This is a genomic window from Massilia sp. GCM10023247, assembly GCF_042653325.1.
Lineage (GTDB): Bacteria > Pseudomonadota > Gammaproteobacteria > Burkholderiales > Burkholderiaceae_D > Telluria.
The window spans coordinates 271,136-289,113 of record NZ_JBHSIB010000022.1 but is presented as its reverse complement, the minus strand read 5'-3'; the positions used below and the strand labels follow the sequence as shown (position 1 = coordinate 289,113).

11 protein-coding genes are annotated in these 17,978 nt (G+C 66.8%); all 11 read left to right on the top strand.

What is annotated here, in order from left to right; translation table 11 throughout:
• Window positions 1–27 precede the first annotated feature (27 nt).
• The 11 genes from leuS (at window position 28) to ACFPAH_RS18055 (ending at window position 17,898) form a co-directional block, all read left to right on the top strand.
• The gene (gene leuS, locus ACFPAH_RS18105) at window positions 28–2,670 is read left to right on the top strand and encodes a leucine--tRNA ligase (RefSeq protein WP_379748083.1); all 2,643 of its coding nucleotides are present in this window, start codon (window positions 28–30) and stop codon (window positions 2,668–2,670) included.
• Between the two features lie 3 nt (window positions 2,671–2,673).
• Window positions 2,674–3,189: an LPS assembly lipoprotein LptE gene (lptE, locus tag ACFPAH_RS18100; protein WP_379748081.1), complete on the top strand. Its 516-nt coding sequence runs from the start codon at window positions 2,674–2,676 to the stop codon at window positions 3,187–3,189.
• A 14-nt stretch (window positions 3,190–3,203) separates the two neighbouring features.
• The gene (gene holA, locus ACFPAH_RS18095; protein ID WP_379748079.1) at window positions 3,204–4,217 is read left to right on the top strand and encodes a DNA polymerase III subunit delta; all 1,014 of its coding nucleotides are present in this window, start codon (window positions 3,204–3,206) and stop codon (window positions 4,215–4,217) included.
• A 178-nt stretch (window positions 4,218–4,395) separates the two neighbouring features.
• On the top strand, window positions 4,396–5,661 hold the full coding sequence (locus ACFPAH_RS18090) for a glutamate-5-semialdehyde dehydrogenase (protein WP_379748077.1): 1,266 nt from the start codon (window positions 4,396–4,398) through the stop codon (window positions 5,659–5,661).
• 18 nt (window positions 5,662–5,679) lie between these two features.
• Window positions 5,680–6,093, top strand: a complete 414-nt coding sequence (locus tag ACFPAH_RS18085; protein WP_379748075.1) for a CopD family protein — start codon at window positions 5,680–5,682, stop codon at window positions 6,091–6,093.
• 159 nt (window positions 6,094–6,252) lie between these two features.
• Window positions 6,253–7,461 (top strand): THUMP domain-containing class I SAM-dependent RNA methyltransferase, encoded by a 1,209-nt coding sequence (locus tag ACFPAH_RS18080; protein ID WP_379748073.1) that lies wholly within the window; start codon window positions 6,253–6,255, stop codon window positions 7,459–7,461.
• A gap of 8 nt (window positions 7,462–7,469) precedes the next feature.
• Entirely contained in the window at window positions 7,470–8,750 is a 1,281-nt protein-coding gene (locus ACFPAH_RS18075) for a multidrug effflux MFS transporter (RefSeq protein WP_379748071.1), read from the top strand.
• Window positions 8,751–9,021: 271 nt separating this feature from the next.
• The gene (locus ACFPAH_RS18070) at window positions 9,022–11,202 is read left to right on the top strand and encodes an HDOD domain-containing protein (protein WP_379748069.1); all 2,181 of its coding nucleotides are present in this window, start codon (window positions 9,022–9,024) and stop codon (window positions 11,200–11,202) included.
• 7 nt (window positions 11,203–11,209) lie between these two features.
• Window positions 11,210–13,450: a putative bifunctional diguanylate cyclase/phosphodiesterase gene (locus ACFPAH_RS18065; RefSeq protein WP_379748067.1), complete on the top strand. Its 2,241-nt coding sequence runs from the start codon at window positions 11,210–11,212 to the stop codon at window positions 13,448–13,450.
• A 7-nt stretch (window positions 13,451–13,457) separates the two neighbouring features.
• Window positions 13,458–15,026: a hypothetical protein gene (locus ACFPAH_RS18060; RefSeq protein ID WP_379748065.1), complete on the top strand. Its 1,569-nt coding sequence runs from the start codon at window positions 13,458–13,460 to the stop codon at window positions 15,024–15,026.
• Window positions 15,027–15,141: 115 nt separating this feature from the next.
• A complete protein-coding gene (locus ACFPAH_RS18055; protein WP_379748063.1) occupies window positions 15,142–17,898 on the top strand; it encodes a M16 family metallopeptidase in 2,757 nt (918 codons plus the stop codon).
• The last annotated feature ends 80 nt before the right edge of the window (window positions 17,899–17,978 follow it).

Sequence of the window (17,978 nt, the reverse complement as noted above, 5' to 3'; positions counted from 1 at the left end):
CCCCTCCAACATCGTCCGCCGAAGATCATGCAAGATAAATATAGTCCCGCCGAAGTTGAACAGGCCGCCCAGGCATACTGGAAGTCGATCGACGCCTATAAGGCCGTCGAGCATGACCCACGTTTCCCGAAGGGCAAGTACTACGCCTGCTCGATGCTGCCTTACCCATCCGGCAAGCTGCACATGGGTCACGTGCGCAACTATACGATCAACGACGTGATGTACCGCTACCTGCGGATGAACGGCTACAACGTGCTCATGCCGATGGGCTGGGATGCCTTCGGCATGCCGGCCGAGAACGCGGCGATGGCGAACAACGTGCCGCCGGCCGAGTGGACCTATTCGAACATCGCCCACATGCGTGGGCAGATGGAGTCGATGGGCCTGGCCATCGACTGGTCGCGCGAGATGACCGCCTGCAAGCCGGAATACTACAAGTGGAACCAGTGGATGTTCCTCAAGATGCTGGAAAAAGGGATCATCTACCAGAAGACCGGCACCGTGAACTGGGACCCGGTCGACCAGACCGTGCTCGCCAACGAACAGGTCATCGACGGGCGCGGCTGGCGTTCGGGCGCGCCGATCGAAAAGCGCGAAATCCCGATGTACTACGTGCGCATTACCGACTACGCCGAGGAACTGCTCGATTTCGTCGACAACAAGCTGCCGGGCTGGCCGGAGCGCGTGCGCACCATGCAGACCAACTGGATCGGCAAATCGACCGGCGTGCGCTTCGCTTTCCCGCACGTGGTCATGAACGAGTCCGGTGAGCTGATCAACGAAGGCAAGCTGTACGTCTTCACCACGCGCGCCGACACCATCATGGGCGTGACCTTCTGCGCCGTGGCGCCGGAACACGCGCTGGCGCAGCACGCGGCAAAAAACAATCCGGAACTGGCGGCCTTCATCGCCGAGTGCAAGCTCGGTTCGGTCATCGAAGCCGACATGGCGACGATGGAAAAGAAGGGCATGCCGACCGGCCTGTTCGTGACGCACCCGGTGTCGGGCGAGCAGCTGCCGGTCTGGGTCGGCAACTACGTCCTGATCACCTACGGCGACGGCGCCGTGATGGGCGTGCCGGCCCATGACGAGCGCGATTTCGCCTTCGCCAAGAAATACGATTTACCCATCAAGCAGGTCGTCGAGGTCGAAGGCCAGGAATTCTCGCTCGACGGCTGGCAGGAGTGGTATGGCGACAAGGAACAGGGCCGCGTCGTCAATTCGGGCAAGTACGACGGCCTGGACTACATCGCCGCCGTGAATGCCGTCTCGGGCGACCTGGCCGAACAGGGCCTGGGCGACAAGAAGGTCACCTTCCGCCTGCGCGACTGGGGCATCTCGCGCCAGCGCTACTGGGGCACCCCGATCCCGATGATCCACTGCGCCGAATGCGGCGTGGTGCCGGTGCCGGAAGCCGACCTGCCGGTCGTGCTGCCCGAGCACCTGGTCCCGGACGGCAGCGGCAATCCTTTGAACAAGGACGAGGCCTTCCTCAAGTGCGATTGCCCGAAATGCGGCAAGCCGGCGCGCCGCGAGACCGACACGATGGACACCTTCATCGACTCGTCCTGGTACTACATGCGCTATACCTCGCCGGGCTCGAACGACGCCATGGTCGACGCGCGCAACGATTACTGGATGCCGATGGACCAGTACATCGGCGGCATCGAGCACGCCGTCATGCACCTGCTGTACGCGCGCTTCTGGACCAAGGTCATGCGCGACTTCGGCCTGGTGAAATTCGACGAGCCCTTCGTCAACCTGCTCACGCAGGGCATGGTCCTGAACGAGACCTATTACCGCGAAGACGCGTCGGGTAAAAAAACCTGGTTCAACCCGGCCGACGTCGAACTGGTGTTCGACGACAAGGGCCGCCCGCAGAGCGCGACCCTGAAGGCCGACGGCCAGCCGGTCGAAATCGGCGGCACCGAAAAGATGTCGAAGTCGAAGAACAACGGCATCGATCCGCAAGCCCAGATCGAGCAGTACGGCGCCGACACCGCGCGCCTGTTCACGATGTTCGCCTCGCCGCCGGAACAGACCCTGGAGTGGTCGGACAGCGGCGTCGAAGGCGCCAGCCGCTTCCTGCGCCGCGTGTGGGCCTTCGGCTATGCCCAGCGCGAGCGCATCGCCGCCGCGTTCGGCGCCCAGCAACAGGGCAACTTGGAAGAAGCCCACAAGACGCTGCGCCGCGAACTGCACAAGATCCTGCAGCAGGCCGACTACGACCTGAAACGCATCCAGTACAACACGGTGGTGTCGGCCTGCATGAAGATGCTCAATACGCTGGAGTCGAGCAAGCTGCCCGAAGGCGCGGCCGGTGACGCCGTCATCGCCGAAGGCCTGTCGATCTTCCTGCGCATGCTCAACCCGGTGGCGCCGCACATCACCCACGTGCTGTGGCAGGAACTCGGCTACGGCAAGGCGCACGGCGATATCCTCGACGTGCAGTGGCCGGCAGTCGACCCGGCGGCGCTGGAGCAGGCCGAGATCGAGATGATGGTCCAGGTGAACGGCAAGCTGCGCGGCTCGGTCAAGGTGGCCAAGGATGCCGACAAGGCCGCCATCGAGGCTGCCGCGCTGGCGTCGGAGGCGGTCCAGAAGTTCGTGGAAGGCACGCCGAAGAAGGTCATCGTGGTGCCCGGCAAACTCATCAACATCGTGGTGTAACCCATGCGCGCTTTCAACCCCTTCCTGGTGCGCGCGGTCGGCGCCCTGCTGCTGGCCATCACGGTGGCCGCCTGCGGCTTCCAGCTGCGCGGCTCGAACGGCGCCTACGACATGCCGTTCTCGAGCATCTTCCTGGGCTTCCCGGACACCTCGCCGCTCGGCAATGAGCTCAAGCGCAACCTGCGCGCGGGCGACCGGGTGGTGGTCACCCCGACCCAGGAAGGCGCCCAGGCCCGCTTCGAGGTGATTTCGGAAGCGCGCAACAAGGCGATCCTGTCGCTGAACAACCTGGGCCGCGTGCGCGAATACCTGCTGACCTACACGCTGGTGTTCCAGGTGCGCGACGCCAGCGGCCAGCTGCTGCTCGGCCCGACCGAGATCACGCTGCGCCGCAACCTCGCCTTCAGCGAAGAAGCGGTGCTGGCCAAGGAAGGCGAGGAAGCGCTGCTGTACCGCGACATGCAGTCCGACCTGGTGCAGCAGGTGATGCGCCGCCTGGCGGCGATCAAGCCGCAGTAAGGCGGGAAGCATCGATGCAACTTCGGCCTGAGGCGCTCGAGCCCCACCTGGCAAAAGGGCTGGCGCCGCTGTACGTCATCACCAGCGACGAGCACCTGCTGGCGCTGGAAGCGGCGGACAAGATCCGGCGCGCCGCGCGCGCGGCCGGCCACACCGAACGCGAGGTCCTGACCGTCGAGCGCACTTTCAAATGGGGCGAACTGCTGGCGGCGAACCAGGCCTTGTCCCTGTTCGGCGACAAGAAGCTGATCGAACTGCGCATCCCCGGCGGCAAGCCGGGCAAGGACGGCAGCGCCGCCCTGCAGGCCTATGCGAAGGACCTCAGCCCCGACAACCTGACCATCATCACCCTGCCCAAGCTCGACTGGCAGACCGCCAAGGCGTCCTGGGTCGCCTCGCTGCAGCAGGCGGCGGTGTATATCGAGATCCCGAACGTCGAGCGCGCGCAGCTGCCGGGCTGGATCGGGATGCGCCTGGGGGCCCAGGGGCAGAGCGCGGACCGCACCGCGCTCGACTTCATCGCGGACCGGGTAGAAGGCAACCTGCTGGCGGCGCACCAGGAAATCCAGAAACTGGGCCTGCTGCACGAGCCGGGCAAGCTGAGCTACGAGCAGGTGCAGGACGCGGTGCTGAACGTGGCGCGCTACGACGTGTTCAAGCTGTCGGAAGCGATGCTCGTCGGCGACGCGGCGCGCCTGGCGCGCATGCTCGACGGCCTGAAGGGAGAGGGCGAGGCGCTGCCGCTGGTCTTGTGGGCCGTCTCCGAAGAAATCCGCACGCTGTTAAAATTGAAAGCCGGGATGGCGCAGGGGCGACCGCTCGGGGCACTGATGAAGGAATACCGGATCTGGGGACCGCGCGAGCGGCTGATGGAGCCGGCGCTGCGGCGGGTCTCGCTGGCCACGCTGGACGCGGCGCTGCAGGAAGCGGCGCAGGTGGACAAGATGGTCAAGGGCCTGCGCGCCAAGGCGTTTGCCGGCGATGCGTGGGATGCGATGCTGCAGCTGGCCTTGAGGGTGGCACGGTAGGGTGGACGCGGCCGGCGTAGGCGCCTGTGTCCGCGCGTGGACCATGAGCAGACGCGACGCGCAGTGAAGGCCAACACGACGCATGCTTTACGCGTGGGCACAGGTGCCCACCCTACGGTGACGTTGAAACACGTATCCCCCCGCTTAATCGCAACGCTCAACGCAACTGGAATCAACAATGGACATCACCGACTACATGCACACGCTGGGCCGCCAGGCCCGCGCCGCGTCGCGCGCGATGGCGCGCGCCGATGGCGCTACCCGCAACCGGGCGCTGCTCCTGATTGCCGAGGCCATCGAGCGCGACGCGGACGCGCTGACGGCAGCCAACGCGCGCGACCTCGAGGCCGCGCGCGCCGCCGGCCTGGCGCCGGCGCTGCTCGACCGCCTGGCGCTGTCGTCCGGCGCGATCACGACCATGGTCGAGGGCTTGCGCCAGATCGCCGCGCTGCCCGACCCGATCGGCGAAATCTCGAACATGAAGTCGCGCCCGAGCGGCATCCAGGTGGGGCAGATGCGCGTGCCGCTGGGCGTGATCGGCATCATCTACGAAGCCCGCCCGAACGTGACGGTGGATGCGGCCGGCCTGTGCATCAAAAGCGGCAACGCGGCGATCCTGCGCGGCGGCTCGGAAGCGATCCACTGCAACCGCGCGCTGGCGAAACTGGTCACCGAGGGCGTCACCAAAGCCGGCCTGCCGGTGGACAGCGTGCAAGTGGTCGACACGACCGACCGCGCCGCCGTCGGCGCCCTGATCACGATGCCGCAGTACGTGGACGTGATCGTGCCGCGCGGCGGCAAGGGCCTGATCGCGCGCCTGATCGAGGAAGCGACGGTCCCGATGATCAAGCACCTCGACGGCATCTGCCACGTCTACATCGACGACAAGGCGGACCTGGCGAAAGCGCTGCCGATCGCCTTCAACGCCAAGTGCCACCGCTACGGCACCTGCAACACGATGGAGACGCTGCTGGTGGCGCGTGCGATCGCCCCGAGCGTGCTGCCCCGGCTGGCCGAGCTGTACAAGGCGAAGGATGTCGAGCTGCGCGCCGACGGCGAGGCGCAGGCGATCCTGGCCGGCTACCCGCATTTGAGCGCGGCCGTCGAGGAAGACTGGAGCACCGAATACCTGGCGCCGGTGCTGGCCGTCAAAGTGGTGGCCGGCATCGACGAGGCGATGGACCACATCGACCGCTATTCGTCGAAGCACACGGAAGCGATCGTCACCGAAGACTACAGCGCGGCCCTGCGTTTCCTGCGCGAGGTCGATTCGGCCTCGGTGATGGTGAACGCCTCGACCCGCTTCGCCGACGGTTTCGAATATGGCCTGGGCGCCGAGATCGGCATCTCGAACGACAAGCTGCATGCACGCGGGCCGGTCGGGCTGGAGGGACTGACTTCTCTCAAGTACGTCGTGTTCGGCCATGGTGAAATCCGCAATTAGTCAATAACAAGGAACCGCATGTACCTCTGGATCAAAGCCTTCCACATCATTTTCATCGCAGCCTGGTTTGCCGGCCTGTTTTATTTGCCGCGCATTTACGTGAACCTGGCGCAGGAGACCGACCAGGGCGCCATCACGCGCCTGCTCGGCATGGCGCGCCGCTTGTTCCGTTTCACGACGATCCTGGCGGTGCCGGCGGTCCTGCTGGGCCTCTGGTTGTGGATGGGCTTCGGTATCAAGGGCGGCTGGCTGCACGCGAAACTGGCGCTGGTGCTGCTGACGATCGGCTACCATCACGCCTGCGGCTCGCTGCTCAAGAAATTCGAGCGCGGCGTCAACCAGCGCAGCCATACGTGGTTCCGCTGGTTTAACGAAGTGCCGGTGGTGTTGCTGGCGCTGATCGTGATCCTGGTGGTGGTCAAGCCGTTCTGACGGCGCGGTCACATCAGGCGTTGCGGCTCGCCGGGGCATAACCGGCTGATCGTTGCTGGCCGGACCGCACGGCCTTATCGCAAAACAAACGAATTATCGGCCGAAAGCGCAGGCGCTTTCGGCCTTCCTCTTTTTTACTAACGGACAAAGGGTACTCCCATGACCTCCTACTTTTGCCCATGCCCGCGCGGCATGGAAGCGGCGCTGGCCGAAGAAATCGCCGAAATCGCCCAGCAGCACAGCAGCACCCTGAAGGTGCACAACCAGGTGCCGGGCGGCGTGCACTGCTCGGGCACGCTGGTCGATTCCTACCGCATCAACCTGCATTCGCGCATCGCCTCGCGGGTGCTCATGCGCATGGGCCAGCGCAGCTACAACAACGAAAACGACATCTACGACCTCGTGCTCGAGCAGCCGTGGGAAGACTGGTTCGGCGTCGACCACACGATCCGGGTCGACGTCACGGCAGTGAAGTCGCCCCTGAAAAGCCTCGAATTCACGACCCTGAAAATCAAGGACGCGATCTGCGACCGCTTCCGCGACCAGTTCAATAAACGTCCCTCGGTCGACACGCGCGAGCCGGACATGCGCATCGTGGGTTTTCTCGACCAGCGCAACTTCATCATCTACCTCGACACCTCGGGCGAAGCGCTGTTCAAGCGCGGCTGGCGCGAAGAGACGGGTGATGCGCCGCTGCGCGAGAACCTGGCCGCCGGCATGCTGCGCGTGTCGGGCTGGAAGCCGGGCGTGCCCCTGTTCGACCCGATGTGCGGCTCGGGCACGATCCTGATCGAGGCGGCGCAGATGGTGCAGGGCATTCCGCCGGGCGCGCGCCGGCGCTTCGCTTTCGAACAATTCGCCGACTTCGACCGCGCCGCCTGGCAGGAAATGAAGGCCGCGATCAAGGCCAATCCGCTGCCGGCGGAACCATCGATTTTCGGTTCCGACATCTCGGGCGACATGGTCGAGATGACCCGCCATAACCTGAAAATTGCCGGCATCCTGTTCGAGGTGCCGCTGAAACAGATCGAGGCCCAGCACGTGAGCCCGCCGACCAGCCAGCCGGGCATCCTGCTGACCAATCCGCCGTACGGCGAGCGCATCGGCGTGCGCGGCGACTCCACCGTGCCGCAGGACGAGATGGCGGTGAGCTTCTATTCGGCGCTGGGCACCACGCTCAAGCAGCGCTTCGCCGGCTGGACCGTGTTCCTGTTCACGGCCGACCTGTCGCTGCCGAAACTGCTGCGCCTGAAGGAGGCGCGCAAGACGCCGTTCTTCAACGGCGCCCTCGAGTGCCGCCTGTTCCGCTTCGACATGGTGGCCGGCTACAACCGCCGCGAGGAAGCCAAGCCGAAGAGCGCGGAGTAAACACACCCATGCTGCCACCGATCGAACCCGACCAGCTGCCGAAAGACCCGGTGATCCCGGTGCCGCTGCCGGCGCCGCATAAAATCGTCATGCTCTCGGCCGGCGGCCTGGCCACGCTGCTGGCCGCGCTGTCGATGCTGGGCCCGTTCTCGATCGACGCCTACCTGCCGGCCTTCCCGCAGATCCGGGCCAATCTCGGCGCCTCGGCGATCGAAGTGCAGCAGACGCTGACCGCCTACATGCTCGCTTTTTCCGGCATGGTGCTGTGGCACGGCGCGCTGTCGGACGCCTTCGGGCGGCGTAACGTGATCCTGGTGGCGCTGGTCGTGTTCGCGATCGGCACCCTCGGCTGCGCGGCGGCCTCGAACGTGCATTACCTGTGGGTGTTCCGCATCATGCAGGGGGTGTCGGCCGGGGCCGGGGTCGTGGTCGGGCGCGCCATCATCCGCGACCTGTACTCGGATGCGCCGGCGGCGCGCCTGCTGTCGATGGTGACGATGATCTTCTCGATCGCGCCGGCCCTGGCGCCGGTGCTGGGCGGCTGGATCGTCACCTGGTTCGACTGGCGCGCGATTTTCCTGGCACTGTTCGGCTATACGCTGGTGCTGGGCTGGGTGTGCTGGCAGCACCTGCCGGAGACGGTGCCCAAACCTCAGCGCCAGCCCTTCAATCCGCGCTTCCTGGCGCAAAGCTATGGCGCCATCTTCAGCTCCTTCCTGTTCAACCTGAAGGCAGGCATCACGGCGTTCAACTTCGCCGGGCTGTTCCTCTACATTACCGCCTCGCCGGTGCTGCTGCCGGTGCACCTCGGGCTCGGGCCCTCGCAGTTCGCCTGGCTGTTCGTGCCGACCGTGAGCGGGATCTTCCTCGGCTCGATGGCGGCCAACCGGACGGCCGGCAAATGGAGCTTCGCGCGCCAGATCTGGACCGGCTTCGGCTTCATGCTCAGCGCCGTCGCCTTCAACGTCGGCTACCACTTGTTACAGCCGCCGGCGCTGCCGTGGACGGTGCTGCCGATGTTCTTCTTCACCTTCGGCAGTTCCCTGATTTCTCCGGGAGCGACGCTGCTCGCGCTCGACCTGTTCCCGCATATCCGCGGCACGGCCGCCTCCTGCCAGTCCTTCATCACGACCCTGTTCGGGGCCATCGTGGCAGGCGTGATCTCGCCGATGCTGTCGCATTCGGTGCTGGCGCTGGCCCTCGGCCAGGCCGGGTTCGCCGTGATGGCCTTGAGCCTGTGGCTGGCCGCGCGGCGCTACCGCCGGGTGCGGGCACGCCGCGCTGGCTGAAACGCTGGCCGGCATCCTGGTGTGGTGATTATTACATGTTTTTAATGCAATAAAGTGTACCCCGGGTGCATCAATCTTCCGGTATAGGACATACTTTTGATTGAAAGTATTGTTCCTGATCAGAAATGTATATATGCTAAGACGACTTTTTTACGATGGAACAAACGCAGGAAGTTCCTCCTGTTCCAAAGATTGCATGAATGTCATGTCGTGGTAGCCCCGAGGGGGAGCCACCCCACAACCTCGTTCAGTGGCGTCCTCGCTTGAGACAATGCACCAACCAGACCAGGATATCCGCAATCGGCTGCTGATCGCCCGCCTGCCGGCGATGCCGCAGATACTCATCAAGCTGCTCGGGCACCTGCAGGCCGACGACCTCGGCATGCCCGAACTGGCTGCCCTGATCGCGAACGATGCCGGCATCACCGGCAAGCTGCTGGCCGTGGCCAGCAGTTCGGCCTACCACCGGACCGGCCGCGGCGTGAACCTCGAGCAGTCGCTGGTGGCGCTCGGGACCGACATGATCAAGACGCTGGTGATCAGCGATTCGGTGTTCCAGACCTTTAACAGCTTCCCGCATTCCGGCAGCACCGACCTGCGCGCCTTCTGGAAGCGCTCGCTCGCCGCCGCCGTGCTGGCGCGCGACATCGCGCGCCGCATCGACTATCCGCACCTCGAGGAAGCCTATCTGGCGGGCCTGCTGCACAACGTCGGGCGCCTGGCCCTGCTGGCCACGGCGCCGAAGGAATACGCCTTCAATTTCACCGCGCGCGACGACGAAGACCTGTGCGCGGTCGAGCAGCGCACGCTCCAGATCACCCATGCCGAAGCGGGCGCCTGGCTGGTCGAGCGCTGGCAGCTCGATTCCTTCCTGGCCGACGCGGTGCTGTACCACCACGAGTCGAGCGAGCGCCTGGAAGCGGCGCATCCCCTGATCCGCATCGTGCGCCTGGCGCATCTGATGGCCTGCCACGCCGACGACCATGTGGCGCTGCGCGAGGGCGCGGCCCTGTGCGGCATCGAAGAGGGCGAACTCGACGCGATGCTGGCATCGAGCGCGCGCCAGGTCGACAAGGCGGCGGTCCACCTCGGCATCGATCTCGCGGGCGCCGACGACATCCCGACCCCGGCCGCCTATGCCGCGCCGGTGCTCGACCCGGTCCAGCAGCGCCTGTCGGAAGAAGTGCGCAACCTGGTGCTGGTATCCGAAGTCGGCCAGACCTTCGCGCGCCAGCAGGGAGAGGGCGGCCTGCTCGAATCGATGACGCGCTCGGCGCGCATCCTGTTCGACTTCGACAACACCGTGATCCTGCTCGAGAACCCGACCGGCCAGACCCTGGTCGGGGCGCCCGGCGCGGCCATCGGGCGCGTCGCCGAATTCACCATCCCGCTGGGCCGCGGTGGGCGGGTCGCCGAAGCGGTGCAGCAGCGCCGCACCGCGTTCATCCGGCGCGACGCCGAAGCGCTCGCCCTGCCGGAAGAGCAGCTGTTGCGCATGCTCGGCACCGACAGTATGGTCTGCCTGCCGCTGGTGGCGGGCGGGCGCTGCCTCGGCGTGCTGGTCGGCGGCATCCACGCCTGGCAGGAAGGAAGCTGCAAGAAGCAGGAGCGCTTCCTGCAATCGTTTGCCGCGCAGGCGGCCAGCGCCCTGGAAACGGCCCTGTTCGAGAAGAACAATGCGCGCCGCCAGCTGGCCAGCGTGGCCGAGGAATACCGCGAAGCCTCGCGCCGCGTGCTGCACGAGGTGAACAACCCGCTGTCGATCATCAAGAACTACCTGAGCGTCCTCGACAGCAAGCTGACGCGCCAGGAGCCGGTCGCCACCGAGATGTCGGTCCTGAACGAAGAGATCGACCGTGTCGGCCAGCTGATCGGCAGCCTGGCCGAGATCAAGCCCGAGGCCAGCGGCCCGCGCCCGGTCGACGTGGCCAAGGTCGCCGACGAGGTGGTGCGCCTGTTCCGTGCCGGCCAGTTCGTGCCCACCAGCGTGCAGATCGTGACCAGCATGCAGGACGAGGCGCGCCTGGTCGAAGGCGAGGCCGACCTGCTCAAGCAGATCCTGGTCAACCTGGTCAAGAACGCGGTCGAGGCGCTGGCAGGCAACGGCAGCGGCGGCAGCGGCGGCGGACGGATCGAGATCGTCAACCGCGGCATCGTCCATCGCGAGCGCAAGCTGTACCTGGAACTGGCCGTGACCGACACCGGTCCGGGCCTGTCGCCGGAGGTGATGGCCAACCTGTTCTCGGCGGTGCGCAGCACCAAGGACGGGGCGCACCGCGGCCTCGGCCTGTCGATCGTGCACGGCCTGGTGAACAAGCTGGGCGGCCAGATCGCCTGCCGCAGCGGCCGCGGCGGCACTGCATTTGAAATCCTGCTGCCGGCCTGGTCCGGCGCCAACTCCAGTTCCAACCCGGCCCCGGCGATCCCGGTGCGTGCCATCGGTTCTGTTTAAGGTCATCATGAACGAGTACTGCGCCAGTGGCGATCCCGCCGGGCATGCCGATACCGAAGACCAACCACGCCTGCTGCTGGTCGACGACGAGCCGCGCCTGTTGTCTTCGCTCTACGAACTGCTGCGCGACCGCGGCTTCCACCTGACCACGGCCAGCTCCGGCACCGAGGCCATTGCCCACCTGTCGCGCTTCCGCTTCGACCTGGTCCTGCTCGACCTGCGCCTGCCCGACATCGGCGGCCACGAGATCATGGACTTCATGAACGAGCGCGCGGTCGGCGCCGACGTGATCGTGATGAGCGGCGAGGTCGGGATCGAGGCCGCCATCGGCGCCCTCAAGCGCGGCGCCTACGACTACCTGCGCAAGCCCTACAGCCGCGAGGAGCTGCTGAAAACGGTCGGCAACGCGCTCGAGCAGCGCCGCCTGGCAAGCGCCAATGCGCGCATCGCCAACCAGCTCGAGAACTCCGAGAAGATGTACCGCTACCTGGTCGACAGCTCGCCGGACATCATCTACACGCTCAACCACGAAGGACGTTTCACGTTCGTGAACGACCGCGCCTACCAGCTGCTGGGATTCTCGCGCGACGAGCTGATCGGCAAGCACTATTCGATCCTGGTGCACGACGAAGACCTCGAGCGCGCGCGCTATGTCTTCAACGAGCGCCGCGTCGACGAACGCGCCTCGCGCAACGTCGAACTGCGGCTCAAGTGCAGGGGCGCCAAGAGCAGCAGCGGCGAGCGCACGTTCAACAATACGCTGATGACGATTTCGCTGAACTCGATCGGCATGCACGTGCCCGACGGCGAAGTGAGAAAACTCGAGTTCTTCGGCACCTACGGCGTGGCGCGCGACATCACCGACCGCAAGCGCGCCGAGGAAGTCATCTCCTACCAGGCCTACCACGACATCCTGACCGACCTGCCGAACCGGATCCTGTTCAAGGACCGCCTCGGGCTGGCCGTGATCCAGGCCAAGCGCAAGCAGACCGAGCTGGCCGTGATGTTCATCGACCTGGACCGGTTCAAGCTCGTCAACGACACCCTCGGCCATGTGAAAGGCGACGAGCTGCTGCAGCAGGCGGCGGTGCGCCTGAAGGACTGCCTGCGCCGCGGCGACACCATCGCGCGCCAGGGCGGCGACGAATTCACGATCGTGCTGCCCGAACTGCGCGACCGCGACGATGCCCGCATCATCGCCGACAAGTTCCTCGAGAGCCTGCAGCGCCCGTTCGACCTCGACGGCCACGAGGTGCACATCTCGGCCTCGATCGGCATCGCGATCTACCCCGGCGACGGCGAATCGATCGACGAGCTGCTGCGCCATGCCGACATCGCCATGTACCAGGTAAAAGCCCTGGGCAAGAACGGCCACAGTTTTTATCACGACTCGATGCTCGACGTGTCGCACCAGAAGATCGCGCTCGAGCAGGCGCTGCGCCGCGCGCTCGAACACAACGAGCTGGAGATGTATTACCAGCCGCAGATCGACTCGACCAGCGGACGCATCGTCGGCGCCGAAGCGCTGATGCGCTGGAACCATCCGACGCGCGGACTGCTGTCGGCGGGCGAATTTTTACCGTTCGCCGAAGAGAACGGCCTGATGCTGCCGATCTCGGACTGGATGATCGGCGCCCTGTGCCGCGACATGCTGCAGTGGAACCTCGCCATCGGCCAGGCGATCGGCGCGGCCAGCGGCCCGGAAGTCAAGCTGTCGCTCAACCTGTCGCCGCAATACCTCGACCGCGGCGACTTCTTCGAGAAGATGCGCGGGGCGCTGGTGCGCTACGGGATTTCGCCGGCCCAGATCGAGGTCGAGATCACCGAGAACATCTGCATCCGCAATCCGCAGTACGCCATCGAGCAGCTCAATAAACTGTGCCAGCTGGGCGTGTCGGTGGCGATCGACGATTTCGGCACCGGCTACTCGTCGCTCTCTTACCTGCACCGCTTCCCGATCCACACGATGAAGATCGACCAGTCCTTCGTGCAGGAGATTCACGACGCGGACGGCCACTATCCGGTGATCCTGGCGATCATCTCGATCGCGCGCGGCCTGAACCTGAACCTGGTGGCCGAGGGCGTCGAGACCGAGACCCAGGCCGATTACCTGCGCGCCAACGGTTGCGAGACGATGCAGGGCTACCTGTTCCACCGCCCGATTTCGCTGTCGAACTTCATCGGCGTGCTGCGCGCGCAGGCACCGGCGGGCCAGGCGCGCCCCGCGGTGCGCGCGCTGAGCGCCTGAACCCCCGATGAACAGCGTGCCCGCCAGCGGCGAACGCCACACGGCCGAGTACCTGCGCGTGAAAAGCCTGGCCGAGCGCGGCAACGCCAGCGCCCAGCACAGCCTGGGCTTCATGTACGTCAACGGCCAGGGCGTGCCGCGCGACGAAGCGATGGCGGTCAGCTGGTACCGCAAGGCCGCCGGCGCCGGTTTTGCGCAAGCCCAGTACAACCTCGGCGTCATGTACCAGAAGGGGCAGGGCGTGGCGCGCGACGACGCCCAGGCCTTCCACTGGTACGCCGAGGCGGCCGAACAGGGCTATGCCCCGGCCCAGTACAACCTCGGCTGGCTGTATGCGAAGGGCCAGGGCGTCCAGGCCGACGTCGGCCGGGCGCTGCACTGGTTCCGCAAGGCCGCCGAGCAGGGCGATCCCGGCGCCCAGCACAACCTCGGCATGATGTACGAGGGCGGCAAGGGCGTGGCGCAGGACGCCGACACGGCGCTCGGCTGGTACCGGCGCGCGGCCGGCCAGGGCTATGCGCGGGCCCAGTTCGCGCTGGCCCTGCGCTACGACAGCGGCCAGGGCGTCGAGCGCAATCCGGACGAAGCCTTGTCCCTGCTGCGCCTTGCGGCGCAACAGGGGCACGCGGGTGCCCAGTTCAACCTGGCGCTGCGCTACGATAAAGGCGAGGGCCTGGAACAGGACAGCCGCCAGGCGATTGCCTGGTACGAGCGCGCCGGGGCCCAGGGCCACGCCAGCTCCCAGTTCAACCTCGCGCTGATCTACGACAGCGGCCACGGCGTGCCGCGCGACGAAGCGCAAGCGCTCACCTGGTACCGCCGCGCGGCCGAGCGCGGCCATGCGGCCGCCCAGGACAACCTCGGGCTGCGCTACGAACACGGGCAGGGCGTCGAGCGCGATCCCGTCCAGGCCGCGCACTGGTACCGCCAGGCCGCCGCCCAGGGGCTGCCGGCCGCGCAGTATCACCTGGCGCAGCTGTTCGATGCCGGCAGCGGCGTCGAGCAGGACCCGGCGCAGGCCGTCGCGTGGTACGCGCAGGCGGCCGAACAGGGCCACCTGCGCGCCCAGTTCGACCTCGGCCTGCGCTACGAGAACGGCCTCGGGGTGGAACAGGATGCGGCGCGCGCGCTGGCCTGGTACCGGCGCGCGGCCGAGCAGGATTACGCGCCGGCCCAGCACATGGTGGCCACCCTGCTCGACCGCATCGAGACGGCCGACCCGCTCGAGGCGACCGGCTGGTACCGCAAGGCGGCCGACGCCGGCCACGCGCTGGCCCAGTTCGCGCTGGCGCTGCGCTACGACAGCGCGATCGGGGGCGAGCGCGACTACGAGGCGGCCCACTTCTGGTACCTGTGCGCCGCGCGCCAGGGGCATGCGCGCGCCCAGTTCAACCTCGGCGTGATGTACGCGACGGGGCAGGGCGCGCTGCGCGACCCGGTCGCGGCCTGCGAGTGGCTGGCGCGCGCGGCCGGCGCCGGCGTGGCCGCGGCCGGGCCGTATCTAAAACGGGTGGCGGGGCGGATGACGGCGCTGCAGCTGGAACAGGTCCAGGGACTTGTCCAGGAAGCGGCGTAGCGGCTGTCCTGGCGCTGGTCGCATGCATATCCGAAAGGGGGCAAAACCTGTCCCGGCCTCGACAGCGCGCCTGTAAAATACCGCGCACAACAACTACACCGCTCGCCGGAGACCCATGAACAAACCGCTTCTCGCTGCGCTGGCGCTCGCCTTCGCTTCGACCGCCGTGCTGCCTGCGCACGCCGCCCCTGCCACCGCCGCCAAGGCGGGAGGTTTCGACCGCCAGGCCTACACGATCGACGCCAAGAAATTCGTGCTGCCCAACGGCCTGACCCTGGTCGTGCACGAGGACCACAGCGTGCCCGTGGTCGGCGTGAACATGTGGTACCACGTCGGCTCGCGCAACGAGAAACGCGGCAAGACCGGGTTTGCCCACCTGTTCGAGCACTTCTTCTTCAACGGCTCCGAAAACTACCCGCACGGCTTCCGCGAGGCGATGGACGACCTCGGCGCGAACAACCGTAACGGCACCACGAATACCGACCGCACCAACTTCTTCGAGGACGTGCCGGTGTCGGCGCTGGAGCGCACGCTGTTCCTCGAATCGGACCGCATGGGCTTCCTCGGCAACTACATCTCGAAGGAGATGCTCGAGCGCGAGCGCGGCGTGGTGCAGAACGAGAAGCGCCAGGGAGAAAACCAGCCCTATGGCCGCGTGCGCAACGAGATCAGCGCCAAGATGTACCCGTATTCGCACCCGTATTCGTGGTCGACCATCGGCAGCATGGAAGATTTGTCGGCCGCCTCGCTGGAAGACATCCGCGAGTGGTACCGCACCTATTACGGCCCGAACAACGCGGTGATCACGCTGGCCGGCGACATCACGCCGGAAAAGGCGTATGAACTGGTGAACAAGTACTTCGGCGCGATCCCGCCGGGCCCGCCGCTGCCGCGCACGGAACGGTGGATTCCTGCCCTGGACCGCAACATCCGCGACGAGATGGAAGACCACGTGCCGCAGGTGCGCATCTACCGCAACTGGCACGCGCCGGGCTGGCGCGACGCCGACACGCCGCGCCTCTCGCTGCTGGCCGACGTGCTGGCCGGCTCGAAGAGCGCGCGCCTGGACAAGCGCCTCGTCTACGACAAGGGCCTGGCCACGAATGTCTCGGCCTACTTCGACGACCGGGAACTGGCCGGCGTGTTCAGCATCGTCGCCACCGTCAAGCCGGGCGTCGACCCGCTGCTGGTGGAGCGCGAGATCGATGCCGTCGTGGCGGAACTGCTCGACAAGGGGCCGACCGCCGCCGAGCTGGCGCGCGTGAAGACGCGCGGCCTGGCCGGCTTCTCGCGCAGCATCGAACGCCTGGGCGGCCGCGCCAACCTGCTGGCCGAGAGCACGACCTACGGCGGCGCGCCGGACACCTATCTCACGCGCCTCGAGCAAACGGTCAAGGCCGGCGCGCCGGAGGTGAAGGCCGCAGGTAACAAATGGCTGCGCGCGCACCATTACACGATGACGGTGCGCCCGTTCGCGAAACTGGCCGCCGTCCCATCGACGCTCGACCGCAAGCTGCTCCCTAGCCTCGGCGAAGCGCCGGATGTGACGTTCCCGGCGATGCAGCGCGCCCAGCTCAAGAACGGCCTGAAAGTCATCCTGCTCGAGCGCCACACGGCCCCGATCGTCAACGCGACGCTGGCAGTCGATGCCGGCGCCGCCTCCGACACCGTCGCCCGCGCCGGCGCGGCCTCGCTGGCACTCGACCTGCTCGACAAGGGCACGAAGACGCGCGACGCCTTCGCCCTGTCGGACGCGCTGGACAACCTGGGCGCGAGCCTGTCGACCGGCACCAGCGCCGACCAGTCGCTGGTGCGCCTGCAGGCAACGTCAGCCAACCTGGCGCCGTCACTGGCGATCATGGCCGAGGCGGCGCTGGCGCCGAGCTTCCCGCAAGACCAGTTCACGCTGCAAAAGGGCCGCCGCATGGCCCAGATCGGCCAGGAAAAGGCCCAGCCGAGTATCCTGGCGGCGCGGCTGGTCCCGGGCCTGCTGTACGGCCCGGAACACGCCTACGGCAAGCCGGCCAGCGGCACCAGCGCCAGCGTCGAAGGCATCACCCGCGACGACCTCGCCGCCTGGCATGCGGCCTGGTTCAAAGCGGGCAGCGCCACCCTGGTCGTGGCCGGCGACACCACGATGGAGAAGCTGCTGCCGGCACTCGAGGCCTCGTTCGGCCGCTGGGCCCCCGGCACCGCGCCGGCCAAGCAGACCGCGGGCGCAAATGGCGCCGCCGGCCGCAAGGTCTACCTGGTCGACAAGCCGGACGCGCCGCAATCGACCATCGTCGCCGCCCACCTGTCGCAGCCCTACGGCCAGCCCGAGGACCTCGCCATCGAGCCGGTGATGCACAACTTCGGCGGCATCGCGACCTCGCGCCTGAACCGCAACCTGCGGCTCGACAAACACTGGAGCTACGGCACCAGCGCGCGCCTGACCGAAGTGCGCGGCCAGCGCAGTTTCATGACGGTCGCGCCGGTCCAGACCGACAAGACGGTCGAGGCGATGCGCGAAGTGGCGAAGGAGATCAAGGGCGTGGCGGGCGAGCGTCCGCTGGTCGGAACCGAGTACGAGAGCATCATGCGCAACATGACATCGCGCCTGTCCGGCCGTTTCGAGACCCTCGGCGCGCTCGAAGGCGCGGCGCTCGCCAGCATCAACCTCGGGCTGCCGGAAAACTACTGGAACAGCTATTCGGCCAACCTGAAGGCGCTGACGCCGGCCCAGTTGGGCCAGGCCGCCGGCAAATTCGTCAAGCCGGACGAGGTGACCTGGATGGTGATCGGCGACTTGCGCAAGGTGGAGGCGGGCATCCGCGCGCTGGGCTGGGGAGAAGTGATTGTGCTGGACCAGGACGGCAAGCCGGTGCGCTAAACCTGTGTGGCGGCACCGGCGCCCACGGCGCCGGATGGACCGCCACGAACCGCCTTTGTCCCGCTATCCTGCGGGGTCCG